This window comes from Bacillus sp. FSL K6-0923, assembly GCF_038630825.1.
Classification (GTDB): Bacteria; Bacillota; Bacilli; order Bacillales; family Bacillaceae; genus Bacillus; species Bacillus pumilus.
Window position 1 is genome coordinate 1126535 of record NZ_CP152044.1, and the last position, 22963, is coordinate 1149497.

Annotated in this window: 18 protein-coding genes; 13 read left to right on the forward strand and 5 right to left on the reverse strand. The window is 42.5% G+C overall.

Annotation, left to right across the window (positions count from 1 at the left end; translation table 11 throughout):
- The first annotated feature begins 33 nt into the window (after positions 1 to 33).
- Genes crtI (MHI16_RS05600) through MHI16_RS05610 form a run of 3 tightly spaced genes read left to right on the forward strand, consistent with a single transcriptional unit; the run spans position 34 to position 3855 of the window.
- Entirely contained in the window at positions 34 to 1551 is a 1518-nt protein-coding gene (gene crtI / locus MHI16_RS05600; RefSeq protein WP_268466944.1) for a phytoene desaturase family protein, read from the forward strand.
- Positions 1548 to 3023 (forward strand): phytoene desaturase family protein, encoded by a 1476-nt coding sequence (gene crtI, locus MHI16_RS05605; protein ID WP_058014347.1) that lies wholly within the window; start codon positions 1548 to 1550, stop codon positions 3021 to 3023. Before crtI (MHI16_RS05600) ends, crtI (MHI16_RS05605) begins: the two co-directional genes overlap by 4 nt.
- A complete protein-coding gene (locus tag MHI16_RS05610) occupies positions 3016 to 3855 on the forward strand; it encodes a phytoene/squalene synthase family protein (RefSeq protein WP_058014346.1) in 840 nt (279 codons plus the stop codon). Before crtI (MHI16_RS05605) ends, MHI16_RS05610 begins: the two co-directional genes overlap by 8 nt.
- A 24-nt stretch (positions 3856 to 3879) precedes the next feature.
- Here the strand turns inward: MHI16_RS05610 and MHI16_RS05615 are convergent, their stop codons facing one another.
- Complete coding sequence (locus MHI16_RS05615; protein WP_058014345.1) at positions 3880 to 5256, reverse strand: MATE family efflux transporter; 1377 nt, start codon at positions 5254 to 5256, stop codon at positions 3880 to 3882.
- Positions 5257 to 5369: 113 nt separating this feature from the next.
- Here MHI16_RS05615 and MHI16_RS05620 point away from each other — a divergent pair, with 113 nt between their 5' ends.
- From MHI16_RS05620 to MHI16_RS05635, 4 genes are read left to right on the forward strand one after another with little or no spacing between them, the layout of a single operon-like run.
- On the forward strand, positions 5370 to 6236 hold the full coding sequence (locus MHI16_RS05620) for an AraC family transcriptional regulator (protein ID WP_058014344.1): 867 nt from the start codon (positions 5370 to 5372) through the stop codon (positions 6234 to 6236).
- Between the two features lie 14 nt (positions 6237 to 6250).
- Positions 6251 to 6811 (forward strand): GNAT family protein, encoded by a 561-nt coding sequence (locus MHI16_RS05625; RefSeq protein ID WP_058014343.1) that lies wholly within the window; start codon positions 6251 to 6253, stop codon positions 6809 to 6811.
- A 56-nt stretch (positions 6812 to 6867) separates the two neighbouring features.
- Complete coding sequence (locus MHI16_RS05630) at positions 6868 to 7146, forward strand: hypothetical protein (RefSeq protein WP_058014342.1); 279 nt, start codon at positions 6868 to 6870, stop codon at positions 7144 to 7146.
- 36 nt (positions 7147 to 7182) lie between these two features.
- A complete protein-coding gene (locus tag MHI16_RS05635) occupies positions 7183 to 7443 on the forward strand; it encodes a hypothetical protein (RefSeq protein WP_081042294.1) in 261 nt (86 codons plus the stop codon).
- Here MHI16_RS05635 and MHI16_RS05640 read toward each other — a convergent pair.
- The gene (locus MHI16_RS05640) at positions 7438 to 7977 is read right to left on the reverse strand and encodes a serine acetyltransferase (RefSeq protein WP_235567023.1); all 540 of its coding nucleotides are present in this window, start codon (positions 7975 to 7977) and stop codon (positions 7438 to 7440) included. The genes MHI16_RS05635 and MHI16_RS05640 overlap by 6 nt on opposite strands.
- Before the next feature lie 383 nt (positions 7978 to 8360).
- Between MHI16_RS05640 and MHI16_RS05645 the strand changes: the two genes are divergently transcribed.
- From MHI16_RS05645 to MHI16_RS05670, 6 genes are read left to right on the forward strand one after another with little or no spacing between them, the layout of a single operon-like run.
- Positions 8361 to 9707, forward strand: coding sequence for an aspartate aminotransferase family protein (locus MHI16_RS05645; protein WP_058014339.1), 1347 nt, complete (start codon positions 8361 to 8363; stop codon positions 9705 to 9707).
- Positions 9694 to 11190, forward strand: coding sequence for an aspartate aminotransferase family protein (locus tag MHI16_RS05650; RefSeq protein WP_058014338.1), 1497 nt, complete (start codon positions 9694 to 9696; stop codon positions 11188 to 11190). The genes MHI16_RS05645 and MHI16_RS05650 overlap by 14 nt, the downstream gene beginning before the upstream one ends.
- A complete protein-coding gene (locus MHI16_RS05655; protein WP_061407321.1) occupies positions 11187 to 12968 on the forward strand; it encodes an IucA/IucC family protein in 1782 nt (593 codons plus the stop codon). Before MHI16_RS05650 ends, MHI16_RS05655 begins: the two co-directional genes overlap by 4 nt.
- Complete coding sequence (locus MHI16_RS05660) at positions 12965 to 13519, forward strand: GNAT family N-acetyltransferase (RefSeq protein WP_061407324.1); 555 nt, start codon at positions 12965 to 12967, stop codon at positions 13517 to 13519. The genes MHI16_RS05655 and MHI16_RS05660 overlap by 4 nt, the downstream gene beginning before the upstream one ends.
- Complete coding sequence (locus tag MHI16_RS05665) at positions 13494 to 14843, forward strand: lysine N(6)-hydroxylase/L-ornithine N(5)-oxygenase family protein (RefSeq protein WP_061407327.1); 1350 nt, start codon at positions 13494 to 13496, stop codon at positions 14841 to 14843. The genes MHI16_RS05660 and MHI16_RS05665 overlap by 26 nt, the downstream gene beginning before the upstream one ends.
- Before the next feature lie 13 nt (positions 14844 to 14856).
- A complete protein-coding gene (locus MHI16_RS05670) occupies positions 14857 to 16671 on the forward strand; it encodes an IucA/IucC family siderophore biosynthesis protein (RefSeq protein WP_058014334.1) in 1815 nt (604 codons plus the stop codon).
- 42 nt (positions 16672 to 16713) lie between these two features.
- On the opposite strand, the gene MHI16_RS05675 is transcribed toward MHI16_RS05670, so the two are convergent.
- The 3 genes from MHI16_RS05675 to MHI16_RS05685 form a co-directional block, all read right to left on the reverse strand.
- Positions 16714 to 17571, reverse strand: a complete 858-nt coding sequence (locus MHI16_RS05675; RefSeq protein WP_058014333.1) for a GNAT family N-acetyltransferase — start codon at positions 17569 to 17571, stop codon at positions 16714 to 16716.
- A gap of 125 nt (positions 17572 to 17696) precedes the next feature.
- Entirely contained in the window at positions 17697 to 21125 is a 3429-nt protein-coding gene (metH, locus tag MHI16_RS05680; RefSeq protein WP_061407330.1) for a methionine synthase, read from the reverse strand.
- Positions 21109 to 22950 carry a bifunctional homocysteine S-methyltransferase/methylenetetrahydrofolate reductase gene (locus tag MHI16_RS05685; protein WP_061407333.1) on the reverse strand — a complete coding sequence of 614 codons (1842 nt, stop codon included), beginning with the start codon at positions 22948 to 22950 and terminating at the stop codon, positions 21109 to 21111. The genes metH and MHI16_RS05685 overlap by 17 nt, the downstream gene beginning before the upstream one ends.
- Between the last annotated feature and the right edge of the window lie 13 nt (positions 22951 to 22963).

Genomic DNA, 22963 nt, shown 5'->3' on the forward strand with positions numbered 1-22963 from the left:
CTTAAAGTGAATTAATTTGGAGGAAAAAGGATAATGAAAATCATTGTGATCGGAGCAGGACCAGGGGGACTTGCGGCAGCTATGATGCTTCAAAGCAAAGGACACGATGTTCATGTTTATGAAAAACAGCCCTTTGTTGGCGGACGTAATTCTAAGTTTCAACTTGGTGATTTCACGTTTGATACAGGTCCTACCTTTCTCAGCATGATTCATATTGCAGAGGAGCTGTTCACCTTTGCTGGTAAAAATCTTTATGACTATATTGATGTGATCGAATTAAAAGAAATGTATAGATTGATTTTCCAAGACGATCAGCTAGATATGATACGAGATCGTGATGAAATGGTTAGACGGTTAGAAGCCTTTGCGCCTGGAGAGGGAGAAGGGTATATACGATTTATGAACGATACGAAACGCAAAATGGATCGACTTACACCTATATTACAAAGTAAAATGGATCGTTTTCATCATTATTTGCGTCCAAAGGTGCTCAAAGCACTTCCGCAGCTTTCATTGAATAAGAGTTTATATGATGTGCTGTCAGATTATTTCTCAAATGAATCAGTGAAATATGCCTTTACATTTCAATCAAAGTATTTAGGCATGTCACCGTGGGAATGCCCGGGTGCTTTTTCCATTCTATCATTTATGGAGCATGACACAGGTGTGTTCCATCCGAAGGGCGGGGTCAATCAGCTGTCAGAAGCGATGGCAAAAGCAGCGGTTGATGCTGGAGCAACGATTCATTTGTCAGCCGGCGTCGAAAAGTTGCTGACAGAAGGCAGGAAAGTAAAGGGCATTCGCTTAGAATCCGGGGAAGAAATACAGGCAGATGAGGTTGTCGTAAATGGAGATTTTGCACATGTAATGACAAAGCTTGTAGAGCCAGGACTTTTAAAGAAATATAGTGAGAAAAAATTAAAAAAGAAAAAATTCTCATGCTCGACCTTTATGCTTTATTTAGGGTTAGATACCATGTATGAGGAGCCGCATCATACCATCGTTTTTTCTGATGATTATGCGCAATTCGTCAAAGGCATTACGAAAACATATGAGCTGCCAGATGATCCATCTATTTATATTCAAAATGCTAGTGTCACAGATGACTCACTTGCGCCAAAAGGAAAGTCAGCTCTTTATGTATTAGCACCCGTTGCCAATAATCAAAGCAGCATTGACTGGGAAGCGCATCAAGATGAATTCAGAGAACTTGTACTGGATACACTGGAGCAAAAAACCGGTTTTAAGAATGTAAGGCAGCATATAGAAGTCGAGCGGATGATCACACCGAAGCAATGGGAGGAAGACCTTTACGTATACGAAGGAGCCACTTTTAACCTTGGTCACCAGCTGACGCAGATGATGGTTCTAAGGCCGCACAATGAATTTGATGAATTGGATCATTGCTGGCTTGTAGGAGGAGGAACGCATCCAGGAAGCGGACTGCCAACCATTTTAGAATCAGCACGTATCACGACAAATGCGATTCTTTCAAAAGAGAAACATACGCACAAAACATTGCCGCAAGAAGAAAAGGGGAGCGCCTCATGAAAAAACATATATTGATTGCAGGTGGCGGTATTGGCGGGATGATCTCGGCACTTTATTTAAAAAAAGCTGGACATGATGTGACGCTTGTCGAAAAAAATGAACGACTTGGCGGAAGACTTGCTTTTGTACGTGAGAAAGGATATAAAGTAGATGAAGGTCCGACCATTGTCCTACTTCCAGCTATGTTAAAAGGTATTTTACATGAGGTAGGAATTGACGAAGCATCTCTTGATCTTTTGCAGCTTGATCCGCTGTATACGATTCAGTTTCAAGATGGAACCTCCTACACGAAGTATTCTGATGCACTTCGTCAGCTAGAGGAAATCAGACGTGTATTTCCAAAAGAAGATCAAGGATTCCTAAGGTTTATGGAAGAAATGACAGACCGGTTTCAAGAAGGACAGCAAGCCTTTTTAGAGAAATCATTTCATGAAAAGCGGACATTTTTTACAAAAGCAAACATGAAGATTTTAATGAAATTAAAGGCGTATCGCACGGTTCAAAGTGCTCTGAAAAAGTATTTCTCAGACGAACGCCTGCGAGATGCATATGCACTTCAAACCCTCTATGTCGGAGGAAATCCATATGAAGCATCTGCTATTTATTCGCTTGTTTCATATAGTGAGCACGCACATGGCATCTACTATTTAAAAGGCGGCTATGCGAGTTTAGTAGATATATTAGAAGAACAGCTCATGAAAATGGGTGTGCATGTGAGAAAAAATGCTGAAGTCACGGAGCTCGAGTTTGAGGGGAAACGCGTGGTTAAAGCAAAAGTCATTGACGACCAGATAGCAGCTGATGCTTTTGTCATCAACGGAGATTATCCGGCTGCGTTAAAACAGCTTAGTTTAGACGAACAAGATCGGCGAAAATACGTGCCATCTTCTGGTTGTGTGATGGTGTATCTTGGGTTAAACAAAATGTACCATGATGCGCCTGTTCACCAATTCTTTATGGGCGAACACTTTGAACAGCATATGAAAGAGGTTTTTCAAACGAAGACGATCCCTCAAGATCCGTCGTTTTATACATTTAATCCATCGATCATTGATCCATCTCTTGCCCCGGAAGGCTGTAGTGTTTTATATATGCTGATTCCCGTTCCCTCAGGAGATCATATCAACTGGGAAGAGGAGACAGATTTTGTAGAGAAAATGATGGATCGTCTTGAGAAAAGAGGCTTTCCGAGATTGCGAGAGTCGATTGTCTGGAAAAAAGTCAGAACACCAAATGATTCCTTGCGGGAAGGGTTGTTTGAAGGCGGCAGCTTTGGACTTGCGCCTAACTTATTTCAATCAGGTGTGTTCCGCCCGCAAGTGAAGGCAGCTGAGACCGATAATCTTTATGCGGTAGGTGCTTCCATCCATCCTGGTGGCGGAGTGCCGATCGTGATGCAAAGTGCGAAGCTGATGACATCTGTGCTGTTAAAAGATTTGAATGACAGAAAGGAAGTGAAACTAAGTGGTTGATGTACAAACAGCATTGAAATTGTGTGAGGAGACCATTCAAACGCATTCCAAAACGTTTTACCGTGCCTTTTCCATGTTGCCTAAAAAGAAACGACAGGCTGTATGGGCCGTGTATTCCTTTTGCCGAAGAGCAGATGATATTGTAGATGAGTCACCCTCGCCAAAAGAGGAGCTTGCCTCCTTTCGAGAGACGTTTGATCGATTTTTACAAGGTGAGGTAGATCGGAATGATCCGATGTGGGTAGCGTTGGAACATACATTTCAAGATTTTCGTATGGATGAAGCACCGTTCCGTGACTTGCTCCAAGGTCAGGAGATGGATTTAGAGCAGCATCGATATGAAACGTTAGATGAACTGCTCATTTATTCCTACCATGTTGCTAGTACCGTTGGACTTATGCTGCTTCCTATAATTGCACCGCGTAAAAAAGAACAGCTAAAAGAAGCAGCGATTTCATTAGGGATTGCCATGCAGCTGACCAATATTCTTCGTGACATTGGCGAGGATAAGGCTGAAAGAGACCGCATTTATTTGCCAAAGCAAGTCATGGATCAATTCGGATATACAGAGCAAGATTTGCAAGAAGGCATTGTCAATCAAGCATTTCAGCACGTATGGGAGTACATTGCCTTTGAGGCAGAGGCATACTACGAGGAATTTTTTGACCATCTTCATGAATTCCCGCTTTATTCACGTATACCAGTGAAAGCAGCTGCTCACTTTTATAAAGCCATTTTAGATAAAACAAGAGAAAATGAATACCGCGTATTTACACAGCGATCATTTATTTCAAACCAAGAAAAAGCACTTATTTTAGAAGGTATTAAGTAAAAAGGACTGCACCCGCAGTCCTTTTTATGTGGATGAAAAGCCATATTCCGTCCAAACCCTTGAACGCCACCGCCTATACATAAAGATGCCTCTCACCCATTCATCCACGATAAAAGAAATCCAAATCCCAATGAGGCCCATCTCAAGCTGTATGCCTAACAAGTAAGCGATCGGAAGCCCGATGCCCCACATTGAAATCATCGCCATATACACTGGAAACTTCGCGTCCCCAGCAGCCCGCAAGGAATTAATAATGACCATATTAAACGAGCGACCCGGTTCTAAAATAATGGTCAAAAGGAGGAGGGTGACGGCTGTTTGAATGATCTCGCTGTTGCTAGTAAAGAAAGCAAGCAAATGCGTCGATGATAAAGATAAAGCAGTGGAAGAAAGAAGGGAGATGCCAATGGCCCAGTATAAACTTTTCATGCATCTGTGATAGGCAGCATCGAATTCCTTCGCCCCAATATGGCGCCCGATTAAAATTTGTGTCCCTTGGCTAATAGCTGCACCAAATAGCATAATGAACATCATGATATTTTGAGTATAAACCTTTGCTGCTAATGCCTGCGTCCCCATAAATGTAATAAATAGTGTAATAATCATTTGGGAGCCGTTATAAGAAAGCTGCTCTCCAGCAGAAGGAATCCCGATCTTTAGCAGCTTTTTTAAATATGTCCGCTGGATGTGAAACATCTTCTTTAGTGAAAAGCGTAATCCAATTCGGCGGCGTACAATGAGGATCATGGCTATTAATCCGATCAATCGAGCGAGTGAGGTTGAAAAAGCGACCCCCATGACACCTAATATAGGGAAGCCAAACGGACCGAAAATCACTAAATAGTTACCAGCAACATTTAGCAAGTTCATTCCGATGGTGACATACATCGTATCTCTTGTATATCCATAGCTTTTTAAAATAGCACTATACGTCATAATGAGCGCTTGAATAAAGGAAAGCAGCCCGACAATTTGTAAAAATACAGTCGCATCCGGCATGAGCTCACTTGATAGGCCCATCAGATGTAAGATGGGGACAGCTAATACAAACATGAGAAGACTAATAACAAAGCTAATCAAGAAATTGGTTCCTAGCGAGACATAGGCGACTTGAGCCGCTTCCTGCCTGCGGCTTGCTCCTAAAAGCTGCGCAATCACAATCGTCGTTCCAGTTGTAATGAAACTGAACATGACAATCAATAAATTCAGCAGCTGATTGCTTACACCAACTGCGGCAACACTATTATCGGAATATTGGCTGAGCATGAGGGTATCAGCGCTTCCCATGAGCATATATAAAGAGATTTCAATAAAAATAGGCCAAGTTAATGCAAATAATGAAGGGTGGTTTTTCTTCCCTCTAGCTTGAACTTTTTGAATTGGCAGTGATTGAGGTTTCATCAATCAACCTCCTTTCGTATAAATCCGATTTATAGTGTACCTTGCATCGACTATAATAAGAAGAGATGAAACCGAAACTTATTGGAGAAATCCGACTTCATAAGGGGATGAATATGAATCGATTTATTACATTTACTGTACCGCCGTTTCCGGTTTATATCGTTTCTGGCAAAGGCGTATTTTATGAAGGAGAAAGACATATCTCTAGAACCTTTACCGTGTTTGATCTTCTTTATGTCACGAGAGGGCAGCTATGGATCACAGAAGACAGGGAGGCTCATCACGTAAAAGAAGGAGAATATATCATTCTCTCACCAGGCTTGTCACATGGCGGACACCTGCCATGCGAAGAAGAAACGCACTATGAGTGGCTCCATTTTTCGATTGATCCTTTTGATTTGACGAATCGGCCGAGAGAACACTGGTTTGATATGAAACAAAATCAAGCCACCTTTGAAAAGCCGGCAACATATGAATTTAGCCTGCCCCGTATAGGAAAAGTGAAGGGGAGAAATGTATTTGAAAAGCACCTTGCACAGATGCGGGCACTAAATGATGACGCGTCTGAACTGCCGCTGAAAAAACAGCTTCAGTTTGAAGAACTGCTCATTCATTTACAAAAAGAAGCATTTCATATTCCAAGTGCAAAGGAGAATGTCGCCTCAGAAGTGGTTCATTATCTTGAGCGTCACTTTATGAAGAAACTGCAAATGGAAGAGCTGGCAGAGAAACTGCACTATCATCCTGATTACATAACAAGATGCATGCAGACGGTATATGGACTCACGCCAACCCAATACATCAATCGTCTCAAGGTCGAAAAAGCCAAAAGCCTGCTTGCCTCAACGAATAATCAAATCGCAGCGATTGCTGAACAGGTAGGCATTGATGACCCTACTTATTTTTCTAAGCTGTTTCGTCAAAACGAAGGCATGACCCCTATCGAGTACCGTCATCTCGCAAAAAGAACGACAAAGTAAAGGAACGTGAACAGATGAAAAGGGAAAAGGAAAAGCTTGTGAGCATACGACCATTAAATGAAGCTGATTTAGAGATGGTATGGCATTTAAGATTCAAAGCACCAGACCAGTCCTATCGAAAGTGGAATGCCCCATATTTTCATGAACACGAAATCCCGCTTGCTGCCTTTAAAAAACGATACTTACAGGATACATCCATTCCGCCAAAGCTATATGGTATTGAAATAGACGGCGAAATCAAAGGCACCGTGTCATATTATTGGGAGAATGAACGTACACGTTGGCTTGAATGCGGCATTCTCATTTATGATTCGCGCTTTTGGAGCGGTGGCGTTGGGACAAAGGCGTTAAGTCTATGGACAGATGAGTTATTTACACACATTGATATTCCTCGAATTGGTCTTACTACATGGTCGGGAAATGAACGAATGATGCGGTGTGCAGAGAAATGCGGATTTGTCCTTGAAGGAAGACTGCGAAAGGTCCGTTACTATCAAGGAGAATATTATGATTCGATGCGCTATGGGATACTGCGTGAGGAATGGAAAAGCCTTCTGCAATATTCAACTGAATAATTCCTTTTCTTTTTAGTACAAAAGTAGCGTATGATTGAATAATCTAAAAATGAAGGATGGCGAATGAGTTGCGTTGGATTACCGGATGGTTTGTGTCGATTATAGTGGGCGCTTACCTATTTGTAGATGCGCCTAAACATGGGAAGAATAAATGGCTGTGGGCGATTTTAGGCCTTTTATTCGGGCTCTTTACATTTGGAATATACCTGATCAAAACAGGAAGAAAAGGATTGGGCTGGGCGGTTCTGATCGTGTCCATTATCATCTATTCTATTTTCATTCTAGTCTATGTTTTTTACTTTTTATTGCTGATTATCGGATACTCAAACGCATAATAGAAAGCACGAGTGTACATAAGGAGGAGTTTGAACGTGCGACTTACAGGGTTATTCGTTTCACTTGCTGTTGCCATTTATTTATGGTTTGATGCGCCAAAGCATGATAAAGACAAATGGCTGTGGGCCATTTTAGGTATATTATTTAGTACGATCGTTCTCGGTATTTATTTGATCAAGACAGAGAGGAAGGGACTTGGCTGGACCATTCTTATTTTAACGATTTTGTTTTACCTCATGCTGCTTATCTCTGTTTTGATCGGTATCATTCTTTTTTATCAGGTGGGTCCTTCATGATGAAGGACTTTTTTCTTTTACCTTTTGCGCCGGCACACCTGCAATCACAATTTTCTCCTCGTGGAAGGAACGGTTTACCACAGCATTTGCTCCGATTGAAATATGATCTGCAATATAGATATCCCCAAACAGCTTAGCACCTGGGCCGATCCACACATGATCCCCAATGGTTGGTACATCTTTTTCATGATGATTCTGACCAATATTCACCCCTTGATGAATATCACAAAATGCCCCAATTTTTGCATGCTTGTTTACAATTAAGAGACCCGTATGATTGATTCTAAGACCGGGACCGAAGACACCAATCGGGATATCAAAGCCAAGCTGCATGCCTTTCTTTTTATGTAAATAGCGATAAAGCCATTTGCGAATTGTAGCACCACTATTAGAATAGTATTCATATTTTCGTAAAATCCTTTGATATTTCCATATATCATCTCCAAACCGCTTAGGTCGTTTGCGCTTAATGGCTAATGCTTTCTTGTCCTGAGCTAAGTAGTGGTGAAGATCATGCTTTGTTAAAATCATCATATCCCTCTCCATCCCCTTTTGTTTCAGAGAAATTATACCATTATAACCATTTATATCAATATAGAATGACGTTTCTTTTTTTCCTTTTCTACATCACTTTCATCCACTTTCCCATATAAAATAAGTGCTTTGTCATGAATAGAACAAAAGAACCAGGAAGAATGATTTGTAATTTTTTTCTACATTATTCCGTCTCACGCGTTTATTCTCCTTATAGCAGTAGAGGTTTGTCAAAATGACACGAAATTACTCGTTAAATAGAGAATATAGCATTCATATGCTTTTAGAATCATCTTTTTGAATACAATTGACTTTCATATCTCACATCCTCTAGGCTAGTAAATGAAAATGATAATCTTTATCAATTGGAGGAGTGTTTTATTATGTCCATCAAAACCGTTTCTAAAAATCAGCAATTTTTGGAGCAGCAAAGTCAAAGAGAGTCGAATGCAAGGTCTTATCCGAGACGGTTCCCATTAGCCATGCAAAAAGCCGAAGGTATGATCGTGACAGATGCGGATGGCAGAGAGTTTTACGACTGTCTGGCAGGCGCAGGAACACTTGCACTTGGTCACAATCATCCAGTTGTTATAGATGCAATTGAACGTATGCTTCATGAAAAAAGACCATTGCATACGCTGGACATAACCTCAGAAATTAAAGAAGAATTTGTGAATGAAATTTTTTCTCACTTGCCAGAAGAGTTTGCAAAAAGAGCCAAAATTCAATTTTGTGGACCAACTGGTGGTGATGCCATAGAAGCAGCGATTAAATTAGTCAAAACAGCGACAGGGAATCGAAGCATTCTATCATTCCATGGTGCGTATCACGGTGCGACACATGCCACGATGTCATTAAGTGGGAATTTATCTCCGAAGGAAAGAGTGCAAGGGTTAATACCTGATGTTCATTTTATGCCTTACCCATATGAATATCGCTGCCCATTTGGCATTGGTGGGAGGGATTCGCACCGCATTTCAAGTTCGTATATTGAGCGCGTATTAAATGATCCTGAAAGTGGTATTCTTCCGCCAGCAGGCATGATCTTTGAAGCAGTGCAAGGCGAGGGGGGCTCCATTCCAGCATCGATTGAATGGATGAAAGAAATGAGAAGAATCACAAAAGAAAAAGGGATCCCACTCATTATTGATGAGGTTCAATCAGGCATCGGCCGAACAGGGAAGATGTTTGCCTTTGAACATGCAGGAATTGTACCTGACGTTATTGTGCTGTCAAAAGCCATTGGTGGAAGCCTGCCGCTTTCAGTGGTGATTTATGATCAAGATTTAGATCAATGGAATCCAGGTGCACATATCGGAACATTTAGAGGAAATCAAATGGCAATGGCTGCTGGAACCGCAACGCTTAAATTTATCAAAGAAAATAACCTGCTTGATCATGTAGAACGGTTAGGAGATCGTATGCAGGCGCATCTAAAAGACATCCAAAAACAAGTCCCTGCTCTCGGTGATGTTCGAGGAAGAGGTTTAATGATTGGCGTTGAAGTAGTCAATCCAAATGAGAAACAGGATGTTGACGGAAGCTATCCAGCGAATCCAGAGCTGGCCAGTCTTATTCAAAAGAATTGCTTCGACAAAGGGTTAATTGTGGAGACAGGAGGCCGTTTCGGAAGTGTCATTCGATTCCTGCCACCACTCATTATGACAGAAGAACAGCTTGAAAAAGTCATCGCTATTTTTAAAGAGGCCGTGTACGATGCAATCAACTAAGGCTCCAGTGGATTCATTATTTATCAATCAAAGCCAGCTTGGAAGAGAGTCCTTCCAAGCGGCTCTTCATACATCTATCGACAGCTTACTGGATCAATGGCAAAAAGACACAGGACCATACAGTGGGATATTGCCTGGGAAATTAGCGGCTAGTGTCGAATCGCTATTCCGATTTCAACCGTCTGGAGAATCCATTGAATCTGTCTTTCAAGATATAAAAGAACACCTTTTGCCGCATTTGATTGATGTATCGCATCCTAAATGCTTGGCACATCTGCATTGTCCACCGCTCATTCCTGCACTTGCCGCAGAGGTGATGGTAAGTTCTTTTAACCAATCAATGGATTCCTTTGATCAAAGCGGTATTGCTTCTTTGGTTGAGGAAGAAATTCTCGAGTGGTTATGTGCGAAGTTTTCTTATGGCGGCCAAGCAGATGGGACATTTACAAGCGGTGGAACCCAATCTAACTACATGGGGCTGCTTCTGGCGAGAGATGCCTTTTGTGAAAACACATGGCAGTGGAATGTTCAGCAGAAAGGGTTACCAAGTGAATCTCACCGCCTGAGAATCCTTTGCTCAAAGAATGCTCACTTCACTGTGAAAAAATCTGCCTCCCAGTTAGGTTTAGGAGAACAGGCAGTCGTACTAGTCGAGACAGATGAGCATCATCGAATGGACCTTAATGATTTGAAAAAGAAGCTGGCTGAGTTGAAGGAGCAGAACTTGCTGCCTTTTGCGGTAGTAGCCACTTGCGGGACAACGGATTTTGGCAGTATTGACCCAGTTCAAGAGGTATATGACCTCGTCAAGCCATACGGTCTTTGGATTCATGCAGATGCTGCCTACGGCGGAGCACTTGTATTAAGCGAAACCTACCGTAAGAAGTTAGACGGTATTGAGCTTGCTGATTCAATCACGATTGACTTTCATAAACAATTTTATCAGCCGATATCCTGCGGGGCATTTTTGCTAAAGGATAAAAGACATTTTGGTTTGATCAATTATCATGCCGATTATCTTAATCCAAAGGAAGACGAGCTCGATGGTATTCTACATCTCGTCAATAAATCTGTCCAAACGACGCGCCGGTTTGATGCTTTGAAATTACTTCTTTCTCTTCGTTTAATTGGAGAAGAAGGCTTTGGAGACATCATTGACCATACCATTCATTTTGCAAAGGATGTGGCCGCGCTTATTGAGAGAAATGATGACCTTGAAGTGATCAATCCTGAGCCAGAAATCAATGCAGTTGTATTCCGATTTAAGGATGACGATCAAGCAGATGACGTCAATAAAATCATTCATCGGACATTATTCAAAACAGGAACTGCTGTCATTGCAAAAACAGTGGTTAATGACCGAACATGCTTAAAATTCACTTTGTTAAATCCGAGAACGACAATCACACATATTGAGGAAATCCTTTCTGACATCGTTGATATCGGGATTGCTCATATTCAATCCGGGAGGGTACTACGTTGAGTCAATATAAACAAATGGCTGAAAATGCAACCATGCAAAGCTTTTTAAACTGTTTTTTACGCGAAACAGGAATCGATCGATCTGCAAAAAAAGAGGTGAGAGCAGATGGCTCGCTTGTCTTCATCGCAAAACTAGCAAAACAAGATCTAGAGCTTGTGATTCCGATCCGATATGTTTCATCTGTTGGCCGTCATCTCTTTGATTTTCCGATTCGCTTTCGCCCGCAAGGCAGTGAACAAGAGGGGGCAATCGTCGATTACACGACACTTGTTGCTTTATGTTCAAAGGAGCTTCTCATTGAATATGGCCGTACAGATGCAGAGGATGAATTTATGCTTCGCATCATTTTAAGCTGCCGAAATATTGAACGGTTCTTAAAGGAGCGAGAAAGTGATCGATCCGCTCTTTCTGAAGCCGATTTTGAGTATATTGAGGCTGAGCAGTCACTTCTCCTTGGTCATTTAACGCATCCTACCCCAAAAAGCAGACAAGGAATGACAGAGGAGGAGGAAGCTATCTATTCTCCTGAGCTGAAAGGGACTTTCCAGCTTCATTACTTTAAAGCGCATCATTCGATTGTGCTTCAGGATTCGTCTATTACACAGTCTGCGGCAAGTCTCATGCTAGAGGAGCTCTTGCGCCAAGTGCCAGAAGAAAAAGAGAGACTGAATACGTTAGTAGAAAACGGAGAATATGTGCTCATTCCGATTCATCCGCTTCAAGTGAAGGTGGTCATGGAGAAAGCGTTCGTGAACCGTTATATAGAGGAAGGGAAACTCTCTTATTTAGGACCGATGGGATCTGAATACACAGCGACCTCATCTTTCAGAACCGTCTATCAAAAGGATTCTGCTTACATGCTCAAATTCTCTGTTCCTGTGAAAATTACAAACTCCTTACGTGTTAATAAACAAAAGGAACTCGATCGCGGTGTAGAGATGTCGCGCATTTTAAAAACAGAATTAGGCGTTTCTTTATACGACAAATTTTCTGGATTCCGGGTCATTGAAGATCCCGCCTATTTATCCATTCAAGGAGAAGAGGCGGAATCTGGCTTTGAAGTAGTCATTCGTCAAAATCCATTTTTACATCGTGAAAAAGGGGCAAGCTTAATTGCTGGATTATGTCAGGATCATGCGTATGGTGGAAAATCACGATTAGCAGGGATCATTCATGACCTTGCAGACGCAGAAGGCCGATCAACGAATGATGTAAGCCAAGATTGGTTTAAGCAATATTTAACCATTTCGTTAGAACCGATGCTTTGGCTGTTTGAAACGTATGGTCTTGCGCTTGAAGCCCATCAGCAAAACGCTGTTGTGCAAATGAAAGATGGTTACCCGCACACCTTCTATTATCGTGACAACCAAGGCTACTATTATAGTGAATCGAAAAAGGATAAACTCGCAAATCTTGTCCAAAACCTGAGCGTGAGAAGTGAAACGATTTGTGCAGATGAAGTAGCCGTTGAGAGACTGCGTTATTATTTCTTCTTTAATCATTTATTTGGTCTTATTAACGGCTTTGGTACAGAAGGTCTGGCGAAAGAAGAAGACTTGCTCGCACTTGTGAGAGACACATTGCTCGCTCATGAGGAAACATACGGTGCATCTGAACTGACAAACAGCCTACTTCGCTCAAAGGAACTCCCTTCAAAAGCGAATTTGCTGACACGGTTTGAAGATATGGATGAGCTGACAGGATCTCTGGAAACACAGTCTCGTTACACAGCTGTTTTGAATCCACTTTTTTTACATAAGGAGGCGCTGATTGGATGAGGCATCGTATTCATTTTATTCGGGCTGAATATGAAAGAGATGTCCGGCTTGTCCACAAGTGGATGCAAGAGGAGTATGTTCACCCATTTTGGCATTTGAATATTCCGTTTCCTGCTTTTGAAAAGCATTTTTATCAGGCAATTCATGATCCGCATCAAACCCTTTATTTAGGCACAATTGATGGGACACCCATGAGTTATTTTGAGGCGTACAACGTCAAAGGTGATGTCATTGAATCTTACTATCAGCCTTCTCCACATGATCAAGGAATCCATCTATTAATAGGGGAGCCGGATTATGTGGGAAAAGGTTTTGCAGCCCCGCTGCTTCAGGCCATGACAGCATTTCAATTTGAGCAGAACAAACGAACAGAAAAAATCGTCGCTGAGCCGGATATTCGCAATGAAAAAATGATCCATGTATTTGAAAAATGCGGCTTTGAACGTGTAAAACCAGTCAATTTACCCGATAAAACAGGTCTTTTGATGTTTTGTGATCGAGAACGATTCGAAAGGAAGTATAACCATGACGCGGTTCAACAAGCAAAATAATGTAGTGGATGTAATAGGAATCGGCATTGGTCCGTTTAACTTAGGTCTTGCCGCATTATCTGAAGAGGTAAATGATATTGACGCTTTGTTTTTTGAAAGAAGTGAAGCCTTTCATTGGCACCCAGGGATGCTCATTGAGGGGACGACACTGCAGGTTCCCTTTTTAGCGGACCTTGTCAGTATGGCAGATGTGAAAAGTAAATATAGCTTTCTTAACTACTTACAGGAACAAAACCGTTTGTATTCATTTTACTTTCTAGAGGATTTTCATATCCCGCGCAAGGAATATAGTCATTATTGCCGCTGGGTCGCAGACCAGTTAGACTCTTGCCGATTTGGCATGAACGTCGAATCTGTCTCATTGATCGAGAAAGCAGGAGAAAAGCGTTATGAAGTGCATGTTCGTCATGTGAAAGACCAAACGGTAGAGGTGTTTGAAAGTAAGCATCTCGTCTTAGGAATTGGTACACAGCCGGCGATACCAGCATCGCTCCAGCCAGCTTTAGGAGAGAAGGTTTTTCATTCCGCCGACTATTTAAAACGAAAAAAAGAAGGCTGTTTCAAAGGGAAATCTGTAACAGTGATCGGCTCTGGTCAAAGTGCGGCAGAAGTGTTCTATGATATTTTATCAGATGATGAGGCGAAGGATATTCACTGGTTCACACGCTCTAAAGGATTTTTCCCAATGGAATATTCAAACCTTGGTCTTGAATATTTCTCTCCAGATTATATTGATTTCTTTTATGAGCTTCCGCAAACAAAAAAGGATGCGTTGTTAAAGCAGCAGGACTTGCTGTATAAAGGCATCAGCTCTGCAATGATCCGTGATATTTATCATTTGCTATATGAACGTTCTGCCTGCGGAAAGCAGTTGAATACAGTGCTTCAAGCGATGACGGAGGTTAACTTGATTGAGGAAACATCTCGCGGCTTGTCCCTTTCATGTACGCAATGGGTCAAAGAGGATACCTTTACCCATGAGACAGATATTGTCGTGCTGGCGACGGGCTATCAATCGGTACTGCCCCCGTTTATCAACCCAATCTCTCATCACATTCAATGGGACGATCAAGGGCGGTTCCAAGTTGAACGTGAATATCGCTTGAAAACAAATACAATGGGTGAAAATGATATTTTTGTTCAAAATGCAGAGCTTCATACACACGGCGTTGGCGCCCCGGATTTAGGGCTTGGTGCTTACCGAAATAGTGTGATTATCAATGAACTTGCTCGTCAAACTGTGTATCCACTTTATCAAAAGCACGTCTTCCAGACATTTGGTACACGTATGAACGTCAACACATTTGAAGAAATCAAAGGTTAAGGAGGATGAAGCGATGAGTGTACAAGATGAATTGAAAAAAGCGGTGAATCCTGCTGCTTGGAAAAAGGCAAACCAGCGAATGGTAGCAAAAATGCTGTCTGAATACATGTATGAGGATATGCTTCATCCCGTGCAGCTAGATCATAAGGATGGCATTGCTCAGTATGAATTAATTATTCACGAACAGAAGAAATATCGCTATCTTGCAAAACCTCGTTTGTTTGATAGTTTTGATACAATCGCTGAATCAATCGAGTGCTGTCAAGATGGAAAATGGTCAAAGGATGTCAGTGCAATCGTGTTTTTACTAGACATTCAGCCGCTCATTCCAATGTCTTCTGAGACAACAGGACATCTTATAAAAGAGCTTCACCATACCCTGTTAGCGGATGTCCATTTGCTTTCGAAAAAAGCACTTCGTGCGGATGAGTTAACAGATACTGATTATGCATGGATTGAAGGAGAGATGACGGGCCATCCTTGGATTGTGTATAACAAAGGACGCATTGGATTCAGTTACGATGACTACCTAGCCTATGCACCTGAAAGGCAAGAAAGTGTGCAGCTGTCTTGGATTGCTGTTCACCGGGACCTTGCGACATTCCATGCAGTCGATCATGAAAACTATGAGCAGGTAATCGCCAAAGAGTTAGATGAAGTCACGATCCGTCAATTTCACCGCGTGCTAAAGGATGAAGGATTGATTGTAGCTGATTATTATTTGATGCCTGTTCATAAGTGGCAGTGGACACACATGATTATTCAGCATTTCCCGGAAGATTTGGCGATGCGCCGGATTGTGTATGTAGGAGAGGGACTGGACCAATATATCCCGCAGCAGTCGATCAGAACTTTTACGAACATCTCAAATAAAGGCAAGCATCATATTAAACTGCCAATGAGTATTTTAAATACGCTTGTGTACCGGGGACTTCCGTCAGAACGGACAGTCATTGCCCCTCGTATTACAGCGCATATTAAAGGGATTGCGGACCAAGATTCATTTTTATCTGATGTCTGCCGCGTGATATTACCTGGTGAGAATGCAAGTATTAATGTCGATCATCCTTACTATAGCAAACTGCCTGGTGCGCCGTATCAATATCTTGAGATGCTCGGTGTGATTTTTAGAGAAAGCATTTACTCGTACTTAGATGAAGGAGAGACCCCTGTTACACTTGCGGCACTCACCTATGAGGATCATGAAGGTGAGCCATATGTGAAACAGCTGATTGAAAAATCAGGTCTCTCAGCTAAAGAGTGGATGGCGAAATTTTTCCATGTGGTCATGCCGCCACTGCTACATTTTATGTATCAATACGGCACCGTCTTTTCACCGCACGGACAAAATACGATTCTTGTGTTAAAAGATCATCAGCCTCATCGTTTGGCGATCAAAGATTTTGTTGACGATGTGAACATTAGTGATCAGCCGCTGCCTGAATTGGCTTCTCTAGGAGACGATTTAAAAGAAGTGCTGCGGAGTGAACCGCCGGAAGGCTTAGTGCAGTTTATCTTTACAGGATTGTTTATTTGCAACCTGCGTTACGTATCAAACGTGTTAGAGAACCATCAGCTATTAGATGAAGTGACACTTTGGAGCTTGCTTGCCGAAGAAATTCAGCAGTATCAAAAGCAATTCCCACAGCTGAAGGACCGTTTTGAACTCTTTGATCTATTCCAGCCGAAGCTGACAAAGCTGTGCTTAAATCGTAATCGAATGATTGATTATGGGTATGGAGACGGAGATGACCGCCCGCATGCATCAGAGCATGGAAAGGTCACAAATGCACTCGCACATGTTCTTTCGTCCACCTGTGAGAAGTAATAGAAAAGCTGTAGACATCAAGTGTCTACAGCTTTTTATATATTACGAAAATGCTTGAGAGGCAAGGAAATAAAGAAGGGCGGGATCGTTCAGCTTTTCTTTTCCGCGAATCATCATAAAATGAGCTTTGTTTGTTTTCGTAAAACCTGCTTCAACAAGTGATTCATGGAGGCGCTCAGCTGTTTCTTCCTGCATATCTAAACGAATCGGACCCGAATAAGACGAAATGAGCGAACGAATCAGCGAGAGAGCTGTAAGTTCATCATTTGCAGCAAGCGGTCCAATCATTAAATTGGCAGGTGTTTCAACGCCAAACGCAAAGCCAGTTGTTTCGTGATGTTCATTCTTTGCAATGATACGCTGCGTTGCCCGGTTCATTCGGTTTTTTAAAAAGCTTGATCGATTTGTGCCTGCGGCTTTTTCATCTAGTGCTTCAATACACGGAAGGTGCGATTCATCGGCAGGAGACAGGTAAATGTCATCTGACACACGAAGCGCTTCTTGGTTCGGGTTTTGTGCTTTGTAAGTCGTAATGTAACCAGCCGTGTGAAACCCGATTTTTTCGTAAACAGGCCGCCCCTGAACAGTCGCGGTTAAAAAGACAGGAATGCTTTGATCACATTGATCTAGCAGGGTGTCAATCATTTTCCTTGCAAGACCTAAGCCGCGATGTGTCCTAGATACAATGACGGCACCAATTGATGCCATTCGATCATATTGGAAAAGTCCTGCACATGAGATGACTTGTCCATCCGCCGTTGAAAAACCTGTGAAATACCCATTTGTTAAAAGAGATGTGAGCTCTTCCGCATTGTAATCAGGCCAGTCTACCTCTTGTGACAATGCGATAAGATCTGGTATGTCATCGAGCGTTAATGCTCGTTGAACAACGTTTGTCATGACATGCAACTCCTTCTTAGCTGAATTCATCTATGTGTATCGTACCATAAGAAGGTATACTGTAAAAATTGAAGTTTATCTAATCTCCCCATCAAAAAAGGACCTCCAATTTCGGAGGTCCTGCATTAATGAACATTAAAATATCGAGCTTCAGGATGAGAAACGACGATTGCTGAAACAGATGCTTCAGGTTCCATCATAAATCCTTCTGTCAGATGGATGCCGATTTTTTCAGGCTGAAGCAGCTTGAACAGCTTTTCTTGGTCTTCAAGATTTGGGCAAGCGGGATAACCAAAGGAATAGCGCTGCCCTTGATATTTCGCTTGGAATCGTTTTTCCATTGTGAAATCGACTGGGTCAGGGAAGCCCCATTTGTCACGAATCACTTGGTGGGTTCTTTCGGCTAACCCTTCTGCAAGCTCAAGCGCCAGAGCTTGAACCGCATGCATTTTTAAATAATCTCCTTCTTGCTTAAATTGCTGCGCGACTTCACGTATACGCGCTCCGGCTGTGACAGCAAATAAGGCAATATAATCTTTCTCCTTTTCACCGCTCCCCCGCACATAATCAGAAATGGAGCGATATGGAAGCTTCTCCTGTCTTGGGAATTGGAACGTTTCAATGATACGGTCAGGCGCTTTGGGATCATAAATATGCAGATCATTTCCGTTGGAACTGGCAGGATAAAATTGATAGACAAATGCAGGCGCAAACCAGTTTTTCTCTCTGCCTTCGTTTAGAAGATCTGTGACAAGCTGCTTTAATTCCAATGCTTTTGGATGCTGTTCGGCCAACAGCTTTTTCACCTTTCCTTTTAATCCAAGGTGGTGGCCAATGAGCATTTGTTCATTCACATAAGGCATAATGTGATGCAGGTCGATGTCTCTTACATAATGACGTGCCGTATTTTCTGGTGTGAAAATAGGTGCCTCAGGGAGTGCCGCACGTTTTTCTAGTAATTCAATGACAGCTTGTGGCTGCTTTGTTTCTTTCTCTTTGACAGGAGCCACAGGCTCTTCATCTGGCTTTATTTGAAACTGAAGAGGATTTGCTTTTAACTCATTGGCTAAAGATAAGCCGTCCATCGCATCTTTTGCGTAAAGGACCGGTCCGTCATAATGAGGCGAAATCTTCATTTTCGTAAATTTCCGAGAAAGTGCAGCACCGCCGACCAAAATGGGCACTGAAATATTCGCCTTTTGTAAATCCTGAGCGGTGAGGACCATTTGCTGGGCTGACTTCACGAGTAATCCTGATAATCCAATCATATCTGGCTTTTCTTTTTGCACAGCTTCGATCAATGTTTGCGGTGTCACCTTGATTCCGAGGTCGACCACTTGAAAGCCGTTATTACTCAAAATGATGTCGACAAGGTTTTTCCCAATATCATGGACATCTCCTTTTACAGTGGCAAGTAGAATTTTACCTTTCCCGCTTGCATGCTGCTTTTCCATATATTGTTCGAGATACGAGACAGAAGCCTTCATGACCTCTGCCGATTGAAGCACTTCCGCCACAATCAGTTCGTTTTGATTAAAAAGACGACCAACCTCAGCCATTCCCTGCATTAACGGACCATTGATGATATGAAGTGGTGATTCAAATTGCTGTAGAGCAAGGGATAAATCATCGATAAGACCTTCTTTTGTTCCTTCGACGACATAGAGTGCCAGCCTTTCATCAAGTGATAAGGAGATCTTTGGTTTTTTCTCCGTTTTCTTTTTGCCGCGGTAAAATTGGGTGAATTCAGCAAGGGTTTGATCATTTGTTTCATAGAGCAACGTTTCAGCGAGCTTGATTTCTTCCTTTGGAATAGAAGCGAAGCGTTCAAGCTTTTCTGTATTCACAATGGCGTAGTCAAGTCCTGCTTGGACGCAGTGATACAAGTAGACAGCATTCAAGATTTCTCTCCCAAGAGGCGGGAGTCCAAAAGACACGTTGCTGATGCCTAAAATCGTCAGACACTCAGGCAGGTTTTCCTTGATCATTTTGATGCCTTTGATCGTTTCTTCGGCAGCGCCAATATACTGCTCGTCTCCAGTCCCCACTGGAAAGACAAGTGGATCAAAAATGATGTCACTTGCGGGAATGCCATATTTCTTCGTTAATAGATCATGAGAGCGTACCGCAATCTCGAGCTTTCGTTCTGCTGTTACAGCCATCCCTGTTTCATCGATCGTGCCAACAACAAGTACACCACCGTACAACTTCACAAGTGGAAGAATTTCTTCAAAGCGTTCTTCGCCATCCTCAAGGTTAATAGAATTGATGATGGCTTTCCCTTGGGAATATGTCAGCGCCTTTTCGATCACGTGTTTATCCGTTGAATCAATGACAAAAGGGGCTTTGACTTTTTTCATTGCCTCTTGTAAAAAACCTTCCATGTCTGCCGCCTCATCGCGGTCTGGATCAGCAAGACACACATCAATCACGTGAGCACCGTTTTTTACCTGTGCACGAGCAACTTCTGATGCTTCTTCAAATTTTTGTTCCGCAATGAGTCGTTTGAATTTGCGTGAACCAATCACGTTGGTCCGTTCTCCTACAAAAAGAGGTCGCATTGATTCCTCATATATTAGGGGCTCAATTCCTGATACAGTATGCTGAGACGATTCATGCGTGATGTGACGCGGCTGAATCGTGCGTACTTCATCTGACAATGCCTGAATATGTGCAGGTGTTGTTCCGCAGCAGCCGCCAACAATATTTAACCAGCCTTCCTTGGCAAAGGCGGAAATTTTTTTAGCAAGTGAAGCTGGAGATTCATGATATTGACCTTCTTCATCAGGGAGACCAGCATTTGGATAGCAGCTAACCGCTGACTTGGCGATGGAAGATAGCGTGCGGATATGGTCTGTCATAAATTCAGGACCCGTCGCACAGTTCAGACCGACACTCATCGGTTTCATATGCTCAAGAGAAATATAAAAGGCTTCAATATCCTGACCAGCAAGGGTCGTGCCCATCGGTTCAATCGTACCTGATACCATGAGAGGCAGCTCAATACCTGTCTGCTGGAAGGCTTCCTGAATGCCTTTGAAACCAGCTTTTACATTCAGCATGTCTTGACTTGTTTCTAAAAGAAGGGCATCACATTTGCCATCAATCAGAGCGCGTGCTTGCTCTTCATAGTTTCTGACGAGCTCATCGAAGGTTGTGCCGCCTGTCACAGATAATGTTTTCGTAGTGGGACCCATCGCACCTACAACAAATCGAGGCTGCTCCGGCGTGGAGAAACGGTCAGCTTCTTCCTTTGCCAACTGGGCAGCCCGTACATTGAGTTCATAGGCAAGGTGGCCAAGCCCGTATTCGTCAAGGACGAGCTTTGTAGCCCCGAACGTATTTGTTTCAATAAGATCGGCGCTTGCCTCAAGGTATTCTCTATGGATCGTGCGGATGGTGTGAGGGGCTGTCACATTCAAATACTCGTTACAGCCCTCATACTCCTCGCCGCCAAAGTCTTCTGCTGTGAGATTGGCATTTTGAATCATGGTCCCCATTGCACCATCAAGGACGAGGATGCGTTTCTTCAGCTGTTCAGTGATAGTTGACATGGATGTTTGACTCCTTTTCTTTCTGATGAATGTAGGTGGTTAGTTCTGCTGTTAAGTCTGATCGAAGGAAAGGGGTAATTAAATAAATGCCATTAAACAATTCACAGGCTGTATCTAATAAAGAGCGGGCAATCGCTAAGCCTTCTGCTCGCTGCTTTTCTTTATCCTCACCAGCCCTCGCCATAATGTCACGAATGGAATCAGATAATTTGATACCTGGAATTTCATGATGAATAAACTCCGCATTTCGACTGCTTGTTAACGGCATAATGCCAATATAAATCGGTTTATCTAAATGACGGCTCTCCTCATGAATTTTCACAAGCTGTTCCTCAGAATAAACAGGCTGTGAAATAAAATAATCAGCACCGTATTCGATTTTTTTCTCAAGACGTTTGACCGCTTTATCAATGTGACGAACATTCGGATTAAACGCGCCAGCTACTGAAAAATTGGTCTTTTTGCCAAGCGGTTTCCCTGAGAAAGAAAGGCCTTCGTTAAACTGCTTAATCAGCCGGATCAAATCAAAGGAGGTTAAATCATAAACCGACGTTGCACCTGGGAAATCCCCAATCTTAGAAGGGTCGCCTGTAATGGCTAAAATATCAGTTAAACCAAGGGTGTCAAGACCCATCAAATGGGACTGAAGCCCAATCAAATTACGATCACGGCATGTGATATGGACGAGTGAGCGCATATCAAGCTGCTGTTTCAATAATGCCCCGCAAGCCACATTGCTAATGCGCGGGGTTGCAAGAGAATTATCAGCTAATGTCAAGGCATCAATGCCTGCATTCTTTAACTCATTTGCCGCGACGAGAAATTTTTCGAAGTTCAGCTTCTTCGGCGGATCAAGCTCTACAATAATCGTCCGTTTTTTCGTAGCGAGCTCATCAAGACCTGGTTCAGTCCGCTGATCTTGAATCGAAATGATTTCTTCTTTTAAAACTTTCACTTCTTTTTCAGTGATCGGTGCTAAATCCTTGACCGCTTCAGCCATTGCTTGAATATGCTGAGGCGTTGTTCCGCAGCAGCCGCCGATAATACGTGCGCCTTGATTTCTAAATTCAAGTGCACTTTTTCGGAAATAATCGTTATCTGTATCATAGACGAGTCTGCCTTCTTCAAGAGAGGGAAGACTGCTGTTAGGATAGACTGATAAATGGGAATTTTCTAAAATTGGAACGCCTTCGAGTGCCTGAATCATATGATAAGGGCCCAGCCGGCAGTTGATGCCAACGACGTCTGCACCAAGAGAAGACAATTCAGATAAACTATCCTTGAGCGGTGTTCCATCCTGCAACACACCTTGTTCATGCATGGAGACGTTCATGACAATTGGGAGAGTCGTTTCTTTACGTGCAATTTGGAGAACGGCCTTCGCTTCTTCCATGTCATAATACGTTTCTAGCAATAATCCATCAGGCTGCTCGTTTAATAGAATGTATAGCTGCTCTCTAAAGCTTCGCTTAATTTCTTCAATCGTGTAGGCATTTTTGTTAAACGTTCGAATACCGCCGATCGTTCCAAGGACATAAGCGGAGCCTGCAGCTGATTTTGCGATTTGTACCGCCTTTGTATTGATACGCTTTGTTTCTTCCTCTAAGCCGTAGCGGGATAGTTTAATATAATTTGCGCCGTACGTATTTGTTTGAATGATGTCTGCACCAGCCTGCACATATGCTTCGTGCACGCGCTTTACCTCATCTTCTTTCGATAAATTTAATTCTTCAAAGCAGCGGTCAATGCCGTAAGAGTATAAAAGTGTTCCCATTGCACCGTCAGCAATCAGTACGCGGTTTTGTAAGTCTTGTAATAGGCCCATTGGTTTCCTCCTT

Coding starts and splice junctions, on each gene's coding strand:
- MHI16_RS05625 (WP_058014343.1), top strand. CDS start 6,251: ATGAAAAGGGAAAAGGAAAAGCTTGTGAGCATACGACCATTAAATGAA.
- metH (WP_061407330.1), bottom strand. CDS start 21,125: ATGTCAACTATCACTGAACAGCTGAAGAAACGCATCCTCGTCCTTGAT.
- MHI16_RS05645 (WP_058014339.1), top strand. CDS start 8,361: ATGTCCATCAAAACCGTTTCTAAAAATCAGCAATTTTTGGAGCAGCAA.
- MHI16_RS05620 (WP_058014344.1), top strand. CDS start 5,370: ATGAATCGATTTATTACATTTACTGTACCGCCGTTTCCGGTTTATATC.
- crtI (WP_058014347.1), top strand. CDS start 1,548: ATGAAAAAACATATATTGATTGCAGGTGGCGGTATTGGCGGGATGATC.
- MHI16_RS05660 (WP_061407324.1), top strand. CDS start 12,965: ATGAGGCATCGTATTCATTTTATTCGGGCTGAATATGAAAGAGATGTC.
- crtI (WP_268466944.1), top strand. CDS start 34: ATGAAAATCATTGTGATCGGAGCAGGACCAGGGGGACTTGCGGCAGCT.
- MHI16_RS05615 (WP_058014345.1), bottom strand. CDS start 5,256: ATGAAACCTCAATCACTGCCAATTCAAAAAGTTCAAGCTAGAGGGAAG.
- MHI16_RS05685 (WP_061407333.1), bottom strand. CDS start 22,950: ATGGGCCTATTACAAGACTTACAAAACCGCGTACTGATTGCTGACGGT.
- MHI16_RS05670 (WP_058014334.1), top strand. CDS start 14,857: ATGAGTGTACAAGATGAATTGAAAAAAGCGGTGAATCCTGCTGCTTGG.
- MHI16_RS05650 (WP_058014338.1), top strand. CDS start 9,694: ATGCAATCAACTAAGGCTCCAGTGGATTCATTATTTATCAATCAAAGC.
- MHI16_RS05675 (WP_058014333.1), bottom strand. CDS start 17,571: ATGACAAACGTTGTTCAACGAGCATTAACGCTCGATGACATACCAGAT.
- MHI16_RS05630 (WP_058014342.1), top strand. CDS start 6,868: ATGGCGAATGAGTTGCGTTGGATTACCGGATGGTTTGTGTCGATTATA.
- MHI16_RS05640 (WP_235567023.1), bottom strand. CDS start 7,977: ATGATGATTTTAACAAAGCATGATCTTCACCACTACTTAGCTCAGGAC.
- MHI16_RS05665 (WP_061407327.1), top strand. CDS start 13,494: ATGACGCGGTTCAACAAGCAAAATAATGTAGTGGATGTAATAGGAATC.